General features: G+C 65.8%; 12 protein-coding genes. 7 read left to right on the forward strand and 5 right to left on the reverse strand.

Annotated features, from left to right (window positions below; translation table 11 throughout):
• The first annotated feature begins 47 nt into the window (after positions 1 to 47).
• From HWX36_RS10650 to HWX36_RS10680, 7 genes are all read left to right on the forward strand, one after another.
• Positions 48 to 794, forward strand: coding sequence for an SDR family oxidoreductase (locus HWX36_RS10650; RefSeq protein WP_175952054.1), 747 nt, complete (start codon positions 48 to 50; stop codon positions 792 to 794).
• Positions 754 to 1,758, forward strand: a complete 1,005-nt coding sequence (gene dapF, locus HWX36_RS10655) for a diaminopimelate epimerase (protein ID WP_208457796.1) — start codon at positions 754 to 756, stop codon at positions 1,756 to 1,758. The genes HWX36_RS10650 and dapF overlap by 41 nt, the downstream gene beginning before the upstream one ends.
• 69 nt (positions 1,759 to 1,827) lie before the next feature.
• Positions 1,828 to 2,727: a hypothetical protein gene (locus tag HWX36_RS10660; protein WP_175952055.1), complete on the forward strand. Its 900-nt coding sequence runs from the start codon at positions 1,828 to 1,830 to the stop codon at positions 2,725 to 2,727.
• Positions 2,728 to 2,771: 44 nt separating this feature from the next.
• Positions 2,772 to 3,605: an arginase family protein gene (locus tag HWX36_RS10665; protein WP_175952056.1), complete on the forward strand. Its 834-nt coding sequence runs from the start codon at positions 2,772 to 2,774 to the stop codon at positions 3,603 to 3,605.
• Between the two features lie 63 nt (positions 3,606 to 3,668).
• Positions 3,669 to 4,823, forward strand: coding sequence for a branched-chain amino acid ABC transporter substrate-binding protein (locus HWX36_RS10670; RefSeq protein WP_175952057.1), 1,155 nt, complete (start codon positions 3,669 to 3,671; stop codon positions 4,821 to 4,823).
• Positions 4,824 to 4,941: 118 nt separating this feature from the next.
• Positions 4,942 to 6,564, forward strand: a complete 1,623-nt coding sequence (locus HWX36_RS10675) for a B12-binding domain/radical SAM domain-containing protein (RefSeq protein ID WP_175952058.1) — start codon at positions 4,942 to 4,944, stop codon at positions 6,562 to 6,564.
• Positions 6,565 to 6,629: 65 nt separating this feature from the next.
• Positions 6,630 to 7,766, forward strand: coding sequence for an aminotransferase class I/II-fold pyridoxal phosphate-dependent enzyme (locus HWX36_RS10680; RefSeq protein ID WP_175952059.1), 1,137 nt, complete (start codon positions 6,630 to 6,632; stop codon positions 7,764 to 7,766).
• 28 nt (positions 7,767 to 7,794) lie between these two features.
• Here HWX36_RS10680 and HWX36_RS10685 read toward each other — a convergent pair whose 3' ends face one another.
• From HWX36_RS10685 to HWX36_RS10705, 5 genes are all read right to left on the reverse strand, one after another.
• Positions 7,795 to 8,502, reverse strand: a complete 708-nt coding sequence (locus HWX36_RS10685; RefSeq protein WP_175952060.1) for a GntR family transcriptional regulator — start codon at positions 8,500 to 8,502, stop codon at positions 7,795 to 7,797.
• A gap of 83 nt (positions 8,503 to 8,585) precedes the next feature.
• The gene (locus HWX36_RS10690) at positions 8,586 to 9,479 is read right to left on the reverse strand and encodes a DMT family transporter (RefSeq protein WP_175952061.1); all 894 of its coding nucleotides are present in this window, start codon (positions 9,477 to 9,479) and stop codon (positions 8,586 to 8,588) included.
• 23 nt (positions 9,480 to 9,502) lie between these two features.
• Complete coding sequence (locus tag HWX36_RS10695; RefSeq protein WP_208457797.1) at positions 9,503 to 10,990, reverse strand: amidase; 1,488 nt, start codon at positions 10,988 to 10,990, stop codon at positions 9,503 to 9,505.
• A 9-nt stretch (positions 10,991 to 10,999) separates the two neighbouring features.
• Entirely contained in the window at positions 11,000 to 12,115 is a 1,116-nt protein-coding gene (alr, locus tag HWX36_RS10700; protein WP_175952186.1) for an alanine racemase, read from the reverse strand.
• Entirely contained in the window at positions 12,115 to 13,266 is a 1,152-nt protein-coding gene (locus HWX36_RS10705) for a CapA family protein (protein ID WP_175952062.1), read from the reverse strand. Before HWX36_RS10705 ends, alr begins: the two co-directional genes overlap by 1 nt.
• Positions 13,267 to 13,268 lie beyond the last annotated feature (2 nt).

Consider the following 13,268-nt stretch of genomic DNA (forward strand, 5'->3'; position numbering starts at 1 on the left):
ATCGATCGAAGCATTTCGGCATGCAAAATTATATTGGGTAGCGCGATATGTCAAACCAGTTTTCCAGGATTGCCCTCGTCACGGGCGCAACGCGTGGCATCGGGCTTGAGACGGCCCGTCAACTTGGTGCGAAGGGCGTCCGCGTGCTGCTCGCAGGCCGTGATCGCGGCAGGGCCGATGAAGCGGCACGCCGGCTGCGCGACGCAGGACATGATGTTGTCGGGTGCCAGCTCGACGTGACCGATGCGACCAGCGTCACGCATGCGGCGGCGGCCGTCGAGCGCGAATATGGCCGACTCGACATCCTGGTCAATAACGCCGGAATCCGGATCGAGGAGTACGGCAAGCAACCATCGGAGCAGCCGCTGCATCAGTGGCGCGAAACGTTCGAGACCAATCTGTTCGGTATCGTCGCGGTCACGCAGGCGTTTCTGCCGCTGATCCGGAAGTCCGCGGCGGGCCGCATCGTCAACGTGTCGAGCCTTCTTGCGTCGCTGGGCACGCACAGCGATCCGGATTCGTATGCGTACAGCGAGAAATTCAAGTCGCTTCCGGCCTACAGCGCGTCGAAGAGTGCGGTCAATTCGTGGACGGTACACCTGGCCTTCGAGCTGCGTGACACACCGGTCAAGGTCAACGCGGTGCATCCCGGCTATACCCGGACCGACATGAACGATGGCGATGGCGCGATCGAGGTGGAGGCCGGCGCGAGCACCAGTGTCGCGATGGCGCTGATCGATCAGGACGGGCCGAGTGGACGGTACGTTCACATGGGAGAGCCGGTGCCCTGGTAGCCGATGCGCGTCGTCGAACGCCCGTCGTGTCGCGCGGAAAGCGCGATGCGGGCGGCCCTGGGCGCCGCCCCGGTCGAATCCGGGACGGTTTGCCGCGATCACACTTGCCAAGGAAAATTCGTTGCTTCCACACACATTACGTTTCAGCAAGATGCATGGTGCAGGCAACGATTTTGTCGTGCTCGACCTGCGAGGCGCCGAGGCGCCGTCACCTGAATTGTGCCGCATGCTGGCCGATCGCCATCGAGGCATCGGCTGCGACCTGATTCTCGGAGTCGAGGCGCCCCGCAGCGAGACAGCCGCGGCGTCGTTCCGCATCTGGACCGGAGAAGGCTTGCCGTCGACGCTGTGCGGAAACGGCGCCCGCTGCGTTGCCGCCTGGGCCGTCCGTGCCGGCCTCGCGCGAGGGCCGCGTTTCGCGCTCGACAGTCCGAGCGGAACGCACGAGATCGACGTACTGGGCGAGCGGACATTCCGCGTCACGCTGGGCGTCCCGCGATTCGAGCCGGAACAGGTCCCGATGCTGGGATTCGGGGGCGAGCAATCGTGGTACGACATGGCGTTCGAGGACGGAACGCGCGTCCGGTTCGCGGGGGCATCGATGGGCAACCCGCATGCCGTGATCGAGGTCGATGACATCGAGGCGGCGCCCGTGGACCGGATCGGCCGGCTGCTGCAGGGCTCGGACAGGTTCCCGCAGTCCGTCAACGTGGGGTTCGTGGAAATCGTGTCGCGCGATCTCGTTCGCCTGCGCGTGTACGAATTCGGCGCGGGAGAAACCCTCGCATGCGGCAGCGGTGCGTGTGCGGCCGCCGCGGTACTGATGCGCATGGGACGTATCGATCGACAGGCGTGCGTCTCGATGCCCGGCGGCGATCTTCATGTCGCATGGCCGAGCCCGACCGAGCCAGTCACGATGACCGGACCTGCCGCATTCGTTTTCGAAGGCCATCTCGACACGTAGGGCGCCGCGGTTCAAGCGCGGCCGCGCCGCGCGTCGTTGCGCCCGTCAACTCAACACTGGAATCGATTCATGAAGAATCTTGCGCTGGCAACGTCGATCACCGACCTTCCGAACGACGACGACATGCCCTTGCTGCTGGCCGCCTGCCGCGCCCTCGATCTGGACGCCACGGTCTGCGCATGGGACGACCCGTCGATCGACTGGTCACGCTACGCCTATGTCGTCTTGCGGTCGACGTGGGATTACACGGAACGTCGGGACGAATTCATTGCGTGGTGCGAGCGCGTCGCGGCGGTCACGAACCTCGTGAACCCGCTGTCAGTGGCACGCTGGGCAACCGACAAGCACTATCTGGCCGATCTCGCGTCGCGCGGCGTCCCGGTCGTGCCGAGCCGCTTCGTCGAACCGGGCGGGTCGGCGGCAGAGGCGCTGCAGGCGTTCGTGCGCGCCTATCCGCATGTGGATGAGTTCGTCGTCAAGCCGACGATCGGTTCGTACTCGAAGAACGTCAAGCGTTATGCAAAGGCATTGATGCCGGAGGCGGTCGAGCATGTCGAGAGGCTGCTCGCCGAAGGGCGCAGCGTGATCCTGCAACCTTACCTCGCATCGGTCGATCGTCGCGGCGAGACCGACATGGTTTTCTACAACCACGAGTACAGCCATGCGATCCGCAAGGGTGCACTGCTCATGCCGGACGGCACGGTCAACGGACCGACGCCCGAGTTCCGGTCGGCCCGCGTGGCCGACGACGACGAGCAGGCTGTCGCGCGCGAGATTCTCGACGCGACGGTGGCATGCCTGGGGCTCGATCGTCCGCTCCTCTACGCCCGCGTCGACCTGATCCGCGACGACGACGGCAAGCCGATGCTGCTGGAACTGGACATTTGCGAACCGTCGCTTTCCCTGCCTTTCGCCGAAGGTGGGGCCATCCGGTTTGCCCGGGTGCTGGAAGCGTTGCTGAAATCCTGAATCCGAACCATTCGCAGTTCAATCACTTTTCGAGGGCATGAGCCATGAAAGTCGATCTAATCGTTTCCCAGGGGCGTGTGGCCGACAAGACCGCACGGACGATCGTAGGGGCCGCACGCACCGCGCAGGCATTCGAGCGTCGTTACGGTATCGGAAGCCAATCCATCGGGCAGCCGTCGCCGCCCGCTGTCGACGACTGGCGCGTCAGCCTGCCGCAGGCGAATGAAACGCTCGCCGGGCTGTCGCACGCGATCGACGCGAGCATCAAGCGAGGCAACCGTCCGGTGCTGGTGTCGAACACCTGCTCCGCCAGCCTCGCGTCGCTGCCGGTCGCGGCACGTCACCACCCGGACGCGGTCGTCCTGTGGATCGACGCGCACGGTGACTTCAATACGCCGGAGACGACCGGTACGGGCTACCTCGGCGGCATGGTGCTGGCTGGTGCATGCGGGCTGTGGGAAAGCGGTCACGGCGCCGGCCTGCGCCCCGAGCAGGTCGTGCTGGTCGGGGCACGCGATATCGACGATGCAGAGCGCGAATTGCTGCGACGGGCGGGCGTCCGGATCATCCCGCCGGCCGAGGCTACGCCGCAGGCAGTGCTGGCCGCCGTCGACGGCGCGCCGGTCTGGATTCATGTCGACTGGGACGTGCTCGAGCCGGGTTACGTACCGGCCGACTATGCGGTGCCGGACGGCCTGCTGCCGGCGCAGCTCCGCGCGATCTTTGCGGCGATTCCGGCAGAGCAGCTCGCAGGGTTCGAGGTGGCGGAATTCAACGCGCCGCTCGACCAGGCCAGCAGCGACGCTGCGCTGTCGATCATCGTCGACACGTTTGCTCCGTTGTTCGAATCGGCTCGCGAGCAATCGGTACCGGCCTGACGATCGCATCGGACCGGACTGAATCATCAAGATATCCCATTTCTCATCGCTGGAATTGTTCAAATGAAGCAGGAAAAACGAATCGAAATGCGCCAGATGACGATGCTTGGCGCTGCGGCGATCCTCGCGGCGGTCGCCGCGGCGGACGCGATGGCGGATCAGGTCGTGAAGATCGGCAGCGTCGAACCGCTGACGGGCGGCATCGCGCATCTGGGCAAGGACAATGAAAACGGCGCGCGCCTCGCTGTCGAGGAGGTCAACGCGAAGGGGCTCGTCATCGGTGGGCAGAAGATCACGCTGCAACTCGATGCACAGGACGACGCGGCCGACCCGCGTCAGGCCACGCAGATCGCGCAGAAGCTCGTCGACGACAAGGTCGTCGCGGTGGTCGGCCACCTGAACTCCGGCACGTCGATTCCGGCGTCGAGAATCTACAGCGACGCCGGCGTCGTGCAGATCACGCCTTCGGCGACCAACCCCGCATACACGTTGCAGGGCTTCAAGACGACTTATCGGGTCGTGGCGACCGATGCACAGCAGGGGCCCGCGCTTGCCAACTACGCGCAGTCGAAGGGTTTCAAGAGCGTTGCCGTGGTCGACGATTCGACCGCGTACGGCCAGAGTCTCGCGAACGAATTCGAGAAGAAGGCGAAGACGCTGGGCCTGAAGGTCGTGTCGCACGATGCGACGAACGACAAGGCGGTCGACTTCCGCGCGATCCTGACCAAGATCAAGGGTGAGAATCCGGACGCGATCATGTACGGCGGGATGGACGCGACGGGCGGCCCGTTCGCCAAGCAGGCAAGGCAGCTCGGTCTGCGCGCGAAGATCGTCGCAGGCGACGGCGTGTGTACCGAGCAACTGTCCGAGCTCGCGGGTGAGGCGGCGGCCAACGTCGTGTGTTCGCAGGCTGGCGCATCGCTCGAAAAGATGCCGGGCGGCGCGGCCTTCCTGACCAAGTATCAGAATCGATTCGGCCAGCCGATCAAGTTCGATGCGCCGTTTGCCTACGACGCCGTATACATCATCGTCGATGCGATGAAACGCGCCAATTCCACCGCTCCGGCGAAGATCCTCGCCGCGATGCCGGCAACGAACTATGCGGGCGTGATCGGCACGACGGCCTTCGACTCGAAGGGTGACCTGAAGCACGGCGTGATCTCGTTGTACGGCTATCGAAGCGGCAAGAAGGTGTTTCTCGACGAAGTCAAGATGTAACGCAAGCCGGGGAGCCGGCGGCGACGCAGGTCGCGGCCGGCTCCGGACTCCAAGAAAATCGGCCGGCGCCGGGCAAGGCACCGAGCCGGCCAGTTACACGCACGAGGGTTCATACACTTTGCCGAGCCTGAGAGTTGTTGCCGTCGCGGCGCCCGAGTCGCCGGGCAGCGGGAAAGGCGAGTCCACACTGAGCAGCCGGGATCCGGCGAGCCTGTACAACGCGTGCAGGCTCGCCGCGGCGCGTACGGAAGACGCATCGTCGGCCTGGGCCGACAGCAACTGGCGCGGCTCGCGCGCCTTGCGGCGCGCAACCTGCATGCTGATGGAATCGGCCGACGAACTGCCGCGGTTCGAGGCATTGCTGAAGCAGGAGCGGCCGAATTTCGTCCTGATCGGTGCGATGACGATATGCATGCGTGGCGCGATCGAGTGTGCACGAATCGCCAAGCGCGTATTGGGCACCGATGCGCTCGTGGTGCTGGGCGGGCGCCACGCATGCGAGACCCTGTATGCCGCGGATCCGTCGATGCGCCACCGCAGCCAGGTGCGACATCATCCCGGATCGCCGTTGCGATTGATGGCGCAAGGAAAGATCCCGCCGGTCTTCGACCTGGTCGTGTCGGGTGACGGGGAATACGTGATCGCCGAGCTGGGCGAATGCGTGGCGCAGGCGCGCGGCGATCTGCCCGCCCAGGCCATGGCGTTCGTTCGAATGCTCGAGCAACGCGCCACGCCGGGAGACTGGATCGCCGGCTGCCGGGACGAAGACAAGATCCATGTCGGCATCAGCGCGCGACTGCCTTTCGACTATCGCGAGCTGCCTTCGCCGGTGCACGCATTCGGGCTTTCGAGCGCGTTCGACGTGTTCGATGGCCGCCTGACCGCGCACGTCAGCAGCGACACGGGACGAGGCTGCATTTACGGTTGCGCGTTCTGCAGCGAGTCGAGCGTCGTGACGGGGCAGCCGCGTGACCTGCGCAACAGCGCGGACCGTCTCTACCGGCAACTGGCGGATACCGTGGCGGTCGTGCGAGGCGATCATCCGCTGTTCGGGGCGAGCGCGTTCGTGGAGGATTCCGTGCTGCTCGGCGGGAGCGCAAAGCTGCTCGAGGGTCTGGCGGCCCGTCTCGAGCAGGCGCCGCTCGATCTTCATTTCGGCGCGCAATTGACGATCGATCTCATCCTGGCGCGCAAGGAGGCGCTGCTGCGTCTTCGGCGCGTGGGGCTGCGCTACCTGTTCGTCGGGATCGAGACCCTGGTGCCCGCGGAGATCGGTGGAATGAGCAAGGATACGCGTGGCCAGAGGAAGTGGCTGGACCGCATCGTGGATGCGCTGTCCTTTCTTCGCGAGGCGGACATCCGCTGCGGCGGCGCCATTCTCTTCGGGCTGGGCGAATCGCGCGAGAACCGGCGCATGTTGCTCGAGGAGCTGATCGGGTTGCGCGCTGCCTATGGCGCACCGCATCCGGTCAGCTTCAACTGGGCCGTTCAGCATCCGCTGCAGGGCTACGACGAGGGCGCGAACTACGAGTATCTGGACTGGCCGACGCCGGAGGGCGAGCTGCTCGAACTGTTCCGCCATTTTGGCGAAGCGTCCGAGCGATATCCGTTGAAGGGTGTCGGCGCGCCGACGGTGGATGAAGTACGCGAAGTCGTCGACATGATGCCGCACTTCGCGCGGGAACCCACATGCATGCGAGCGCATGCTGCGGCCGGCAACGCAGGCGAGGTGTTGCAATGAGCGAGCATTTGCGACCCGCCACGCGGCTTGTCGATCGCAACTGCGTCCGGTTGTATGACGGCGTCATGCTGCCGGTACCGCAATCCGTCCGGGCGACGACCGTGCTGTTCGATTCGCCCGATCGCATGCTGCCGATCGACAAGGCGTCGCTGATCCGGCAGTCCGAGGGACTGGCGGACACGTTTTACTATGGTCCGGTGGGGACTCCGACGACGTTTGCGCTGGCCGACAATCTGTGCATGCTGGAGGACGCAGGGCACTGCACGCTCTTCCCGTCGGGGCAGGCCGCGATTCACGCGGTCATGTCGGTGGTCGCCCGCGCCGGCGACGAGGTGCTCGTGACCGACAGCGTGACGTATACCACGCGCTGGATGTTCGATCAGGTCTGCGCGCGGGCAGGCGTATCGATTCGCTATTTTCCGGCAACGGACGTGGCGGCCTTCGAGGCACGGTTGTCGCCGCAGACGAAGGCCGTATTCTTCGAATCGCCCGGCTCGATGTTGTTCGAAATCCAGGATGTTGCCGCGATGGCGAGTCTATGCCGCACGCGCGGCATCGTCACGGTGCTCGACAACACGTGGTCGGCATCGACGCTTTTCAACGGCTTTCGCACCGGGCTGGTGGACTGCGTCGTGCTGTCGCTGTCGAAATATCACGGCGCGCCCATGGGGGTATCGGGCGGCGCCGTGCTGACGAACGATGCCGCGCTGCACGCCGAATGCGCGAATTTCGGTGCGCTCGTCGGCGCGACGATTTCGCCTGACGCCGCGGCACGAATCGCTGCAGGGTTGCCGAACCTGCGTCTGCGTCTCGTGCATCAGTCGGCGACGGCAATGCACCTGCTGCCCCTGATCGCCGACAGGGTCGGCGACGAGCACGTGTTCCATCCGGCACATCGCGCATTTGGCCAGAAAAGTCTCTGGGAGCGGGATTTTCGCGGCGCGAACAGCCTGCTGACCGTGCGTTGCCCCGTGGCGGGCGCCGACGACGTGCGCGCGCTGTTGCTGCGCTTCCGGATGTTTCGCCACGGCTACGGCTGGGGCGGCGACACGAGCCTCGTGAATGTGGTCGCGCCGAACCGGGAGCGCCAGTTTCCTGTCGCGCCGCGCGATGCCGCGTATCTGCGCCTCTACGTGGGGATGGAGGATCCCGCGGATCTGGCGCGGGACCTCATGCAAGCACTGGACAGCGGTTGCCGCTGAGCGCAACGGACCTGCGATGCGGCGCGCGCTATGCGCGCCGCGAATCTCCGGCCTGGCGCTGCCGTACGAAATCGGCAAGCGCGGTGCCGCCTTCGATCAGGTGCTGGCGCAGCAGATCGCACGCGGTGTCGACGTCGCCCTTGCGGCACAGTCGGAGCAGGGTGCGGTGTTCCTTGTTCGATTTGCCCGCATATCCCAACTGGCTCATCAGCAGGCGCAGGTAGCGATCCACGCTCAGGCTCAGCGACGCGAGGAACGCCATGGTTCGCTTGCGCTCGACGCCCGAATACAGCGTGAGATGAAATTCCAGATTGAGGGCGCCTGTCTGTACGGGATCGGGGTGGGTTTCGATGTCCCGTTGCAGCTTCTCGGCATGCGCCAGCGCTTCAGCGGAAAGGTGAGGCAGCGAGACGCGCAATGCGTACGGCTCGAGCTGCGCCCGAAGCTCGTAGATTTCCATGATGTCGTCGGGAGACAGCGACGCGACAATGGCGCCCTTGCGCGGCTGAAAGTCGACCAACCCCTCCACCTCCAGCAGCCGCAACGCTTCGCGGACCGGCATGCGGCTCAACTGCAGCTGTGCGGCCAGTTCATCCTGGCGCAGCGGCGTGCCGTCGGCCAGTGTGCCATCGAGGATATGCTGCCTGATGGTTTGCGCGGCGAATTCGGTTGCGGTGGTATACCCGCGCGGATTGACGACGAGCCGTCGATCATCCTCTTTGGAAGGGGTTTGCATGTTGCCTGGATCCAACATCCTCAAATTGACGACTCGGACGATACACGTTGCCGGGAGGCCGTGCAAGCGCGGCCCCGGCGCGCTCAGCTCGTCCGCTGCGCCGGGCGGATGTGGATGACCATGCGCTTGCCGAGGAGAACGGTCACGGCGACGGCCAGCGCGCACGGCCACGCGATCGGCGGAATGCGTTCGCCGAACAGCAGGGCGGACAGGCCGATCGTCACGAAGGCCTGGAGCAACTGGACCTGTCCGACGCGCGCGACGCCGCCAATCCCGAGACCCGCGTACCACGCGAAGAAGCCGAGGAACTGGGAGCCGATGGCAACGTAGGCAAAGGCAAGCCATGCGCCCTTGCTGAGCGGATGCCAGTGGTGCATCAGCAGCCAGCCGGTCGGGAACGCCAGCACCGGTGCCGCGATGACGAGCGACCAGCAGATCACTTGCCAGCCGCCCAGCTCGCGCGCGAGCTTGCCCCCTGCGGCATAGCCGAGCCCACCCACGACGACGGCGCCGACCATGAGCAGATCGCCGGCAGCCAGCGCGCCCCCTCCATCGACCATCGCATAGAACAGGACGATTGCGCTGCCGGCGGCCGCACATGCCCAGAAGCCGGCGGAGGGTCGTTCGCCACCGAACAGATACGCGTAGGCCGCGACGGCGAACGGCATCAGGCCGTTGATCATGGCGCCGTGTGCCGACGGGACGAAATGCATGGCCACTGCCGACAGGACCGGGAAACCGACCACGACACCGAGCGCGGCGACGACCAGCGTGCCGAACTGGCGATGGGTCGGGATTGGGGCCCGCCGGAACCAGAGCACTGCCGCGGCCAGGACGGCCGCCACTTCCGCCCGCCCGAGTCCATTGAGGAACGGGTTCATTTCCGCCACCACGATATGCGTCATGGGCAGCGTCAGGCTGAAAATGAGCATGCCGAGGGTGCCGAGCGCGAGCCCGCGGGATTCGTTCGTCTTCATGATTTGCTCCGTCGCAACGGTATTTACAGGACGGGCACGCGGTCGAACCAGGGTTTCGCGCGCTCCAGTTGTGCGGCAAGCCTGAACAGCATGCCCTCGGTGCCGTGCGACGCGACGAACTGCACGCCCCACGGCAGTTGATCGTCGCCCCAGTGCAGCGGTACCGACATGGACGGCACGCCCGTCAGATTCGCGAGTTGCGTGTAGGGCACGCGCGCGAGGTTTTTCAGCACGACGCGTCGCACGATCGCGGAATGCAACACGGCGCGTGTCAGTCCCAGCATGTCGAGCGCCTTGAGGAGCCGTTGCTGCGAACGCGGTGTCGCGAGCTCGCCGATGCGCGGAGCCTGCATTGCAACCGTCGGCGTGATCAGGACGTCGTAGCGCTGATGGAATTCGCCGAGCGCGCGCGAATACTCGTTCAGCCGCATGTAGCTCTCGACGTAGTCGGTCGCAGGCATCGCACGCCCAAAGGCCGCCATGATGAGCGTGTCGGGCTCGAAGCCGGTGTCGTCCGCGCCCAGCTCACGTTTGATCTGGCGCACCATCGACGCGCAATAGGCAAACCAGATGTTCGTGAAGTCGCGCCCCATCTGCGCGCCGTCGATGTGCGGTTCGGCCCATTCGACATGATGGCCGAGCGTCTGCAGCAGCTCGCCCGCCTGCTCGACGGCGCGTACGGCTTCCGCGTCGACGAACGATGTGACGGACGACCGGTGGCTCAAGGCGATTCGCAACGGCTCGCAGTCGCGTTCGATCTCGTCGCGATAGGGGCGCTCCGGCGCGGCGATCCGGAACGGCGAGTTCGGCTCGTGGCCGTGTGTTGCGTCGAGGCACGCGGCACTGTCCCGCACGGATCGCGACACGACGTGCTGCGCGGCAGCGCCGTGCATGATCTCGGCGACCGCGGGCCCCATCGGGGTGCGTCCGCGGCCCGGCTTGAGGCCGAACAACCCGCAGTAGGACGCGGGAATGCGGATCGAGCCGCCCGCATCGCTGGCGCCGGCGACCGGCACGATGCCCGCCGAGACCGCCGCACAGGCGCCGCCGGACGATCCGCCCGCCGACAGGGTGGTGTCCCACGGGTTGCGGGTCGGCCCCCATGCATCCGGCTCCGTCGTGCCTTTCGCGCCGAATTCGGACGTATTGGTCTTGCCCATTACGACGAGACCTGCGTCGAGCCATCGCGCCGTGATGGACGAATGCGCCTGGGCCTTGCGCCCGCCCGCTTTCAACGCCTTGCAGCCGTTGGTCGTGACGACGCCCGCGTAGTCCTGCCGCAGGTCTTTGAGCAGGAACGGCACCCCCGCGAGCGGGCCATGCCGTTTGCCTTGTGCGCGTTCGCGCGCGAGCGCGTGCATGGGCGTGACGATCGCATTCAGCTTTCCGTTGACTTCATCGGCCCGGCTGATGGCGGCGTCGAGCAACTCCGACGCCTGCAGTTCTCCTGATGCAACGAGCCGGGCGAGCCCGACCGCGTCATGGCCACGGTATTCGTCGAAAGAGATCATGGAAATCGGTCAGTGGCAGTAGGTGGCGATCGCGGGGCGGTACGTGTCGCGTGGTCCGGTGTCCGACGTAACGCGAGGCACGCGTGCCGTGACGGCGCTCAGCAGTTCGTATCCGCTCGTTCCCGCGTGTTCGGCCACGCGATCCACGGATACGCTTTTCCCCCAGAGTTCGACCCGTGTGCCGACCCGCGCGTCCGGCAGGTGCGTGATGTCGATCGCGAGCTTGTCCATCGAAATCCGGCCGACCGTCCTCGCGATCCTGCCGTCGACACCCACCGGTGCGCCGGTGCCGGCGTGGCGCGGATAGCCGTCGCCGTAGCCGCACGCGACGATCCCGATGCGCATCGGCGACGGACACTGGTAGGTGGCGCCGTATCCGACGACCTCGCCGCGCGACAGCGTTTGCACGCCGATGATCCGCGATTCGAGTGTCATGGCGGGGGCGAGGTCGAGCATGTCCGCGCTTTTGCCTTCCAGCGGCGTCGAGCCATAGAGCATGATGCCCGGGCGCACGATGTCGTCGCCCGCCTGCGGATGGGCTATCAGCGCAGCGGAATTGGCCATCGACCATGCATCGGGCGTGACGGCGATGCGCGCCAGCCGGTCCGTCTGGAATCCGATGCCGCGCTCGCCGTCCGCGCAGCCGAAGTGGGTCATGAAGACGATCCGCGAGACGCAGCGGATCGCCCGCAGCTGCTCGAGCACGGCAGGCACGACGGCGACATCGAAGCCCAGCCGGTTCATCCCGCTGTTGATCTTCAGGAACACCTCGAGCCGGCCGGACGCGGGGAACGCCGCGAGCATGTCGATCTGCTCCTGGCAGTGCAGCGTCGGTGTCAGGTCGTCGTCGAAGAAGGTCCGGATTTCGCGCGATTCATAGTATCCGTCGAGCAGCAGGATCGGCTTGCGCCAGCCCGAGTTGCGCAGTTCCAGCGCGGCGTCGAGCTCGATCACGCCGAACCCGTCGGCCTGTGCCAGTGCGGATGCGCAGGCGAGCAGGCCGTGGCCGTACGCATTGGCCTTGAGCATGGCCATCACGCGCGCCCGGCCGGCCTTGTGCCGGGCGACCTCGAGGTTGTGCCTGAGCGCGTCGAGATGGATCGTGGCAATGGTCGGGCGCATGATCAATCCGTCCCGGCCGGGCGGGCGACGGCCGTGTGATCGACGATGCGTGCGACCCGCTTGACGGCGCGCGCGCGCTGCGGCTCAGGGACGTCGTCGAACGCGACGATTTCGATCTCGTCTTCCTTGTGCACTTGATAGAAGTGATGGAACTGGAAGTGCACGATTCTTGCCGCCTGGTCGGCACCGGTCCGCGCCAGGTGCACTTCCAGCAGGGAAATGATCTTGGCCGGCCACGCGATGCCGAGCCCGCAGAAGTTGCCGAGCGAATAGAAGCAGTAGCCGTTTCCGGACTTCTCGTACGGCTGCAGGACGTGAGGATGCGAGCCGACGATCAAGTCGGCACCTTGTCCGAGCAGACGCTGCGCCAGGCGGCGCGTCGAACGCTGCGGGAAGTGCTGGAACTCGTATTCCCAATGCGGAAGACCGACCAGGAAATCGATGCCTGCACGATCCTTGGTCGCCTGCGCAAAGCGCTCGTCGATGCCGTGCTGCGTCGTCAGCGTGCCGCTGGCCGCGCCGAGGTCGCGGTTGAGCCAGTGTGTCCAGGCGGCGAAGCCCACGTTCATGCCTTTGGCCGATATCGTGCGATAGGGATCGTCGCCACCGGTCAGGCCGACATGCTGGACGCCGACCTCCTCCAGCGTGCGCATCGACTGCTCGAACCCGTCGGCACCGACATCGCCCGCGTGATTGTTGGCGGTCGTCAGCACCCATTTCTCGAACGGCAGATCCGTTTGCTGCCGGATGGCCTGGAGGAATGCGAGCGGCATGTGAAACTTGAACGTATAGCGGATCCCGGGTTGCGGGTCGTGCGCGCCGATCGGCGCTTCGAGGCTGGCGACGAACAGGTCGCTCGCGCCGATCAGCTTGCGCAGCGCCGGACAGAGCGATGGTGGCCGATCGCCGTTGAGCACCATGATGTCGCCGCCGAACAGCAGGCGCAGTGTGTCGCCAGCCGGGATGCTCGCCGCATCCGGATGCTCGAACCGCGCGGGCAGCGGACGGAGCCCTGACCGGTTGCGTGCGGACGGACTATAGAAATAGAGCGGCCAGCGCAGCGTGTAGTGGAGCGGATACGGCGAGTGCCTGATCGAGTCCAGCAGACCCTTGAATTTGCCGTCCATGAACGGCCGATGCTGGGTGGTATCCATCT

The organism is Burkholderia sp. BCC0405, assembly GCF_902833075.1.
Classification (GTDB): domain Bacteria; phylum Pseudomonadota; class Gammaproteobacteria; order Burkholderiales; family Burkholderiaceae; genus Burkholderia.

Excerpts from the sequence above, each read along its gene's own strand:
- HWX36_RS10685 (WP_175952060.1), bottom strand. The coding sequence starts at position 8,502 with ATGCAAACCCCTTCCAAAGAGGATGATCGACGGCTCGTCGTCAATCCG.
- HWX36_RS10705 (WP_175952062.1), bottom strand. The coding sequence starts at position 13,266 with ATGGATACCACCCAGCATCGGCCGTTCATGGACGGCAAATTCAAGGGT.
- HWX36_RS10660 (WP_175952055.1), top strand. The coding sequence starts at position 1,828 with ATGAAGAATCTTGCGCTGGCAACGTCGATCACCGACCTTCCGAACGAC.
- HWX36_RS10690 (WP_175952061.1), bottom strand. The coding sequence starts at position 9,479 with ATGAAGACGAACGAATCCCGCGGGCTCGCGCTCGGCACCCTCGGCATG.
- HWX36_RS10680 (WP_175952059.1), top strand. The coding sequence starts at position 6,630 with ATGCTGCCGGTACCGCAATCCGTCCGGGCGACGACCGTGCTGTTCGAT.
- HWX36_RS10695 (WP_208457797.1), bottom strand. The coding sequence starts at position 10,990 with ATGATCTCTTTCGACGAATACCGTGGCCATGACGCGGTCGGGCTCGCC.
- HWX36_RS10650 (WP_175952054.1), top strand. The coding sequence starts at position 48 with ATGTCAAACCAGTTTTCCAGGATTGCCCTCGTCACGGGCGCAACGCGT.
- HWX36_RS10665 (WP_175952056.1), top strand. The coding sequence starts at position 2,772 with ATGAAAGTCGATCTAATCGTTTCCCAGGGGCGTGTGGCCGACAAGACC.
- HWX36_RS10670 (WP_175952057.1), top strand. The coding sequence starts at position 3,669 with ATGAAGCAGGAAAAACGAATCGAAATGCGCCAGATGACGATGCTTGGC.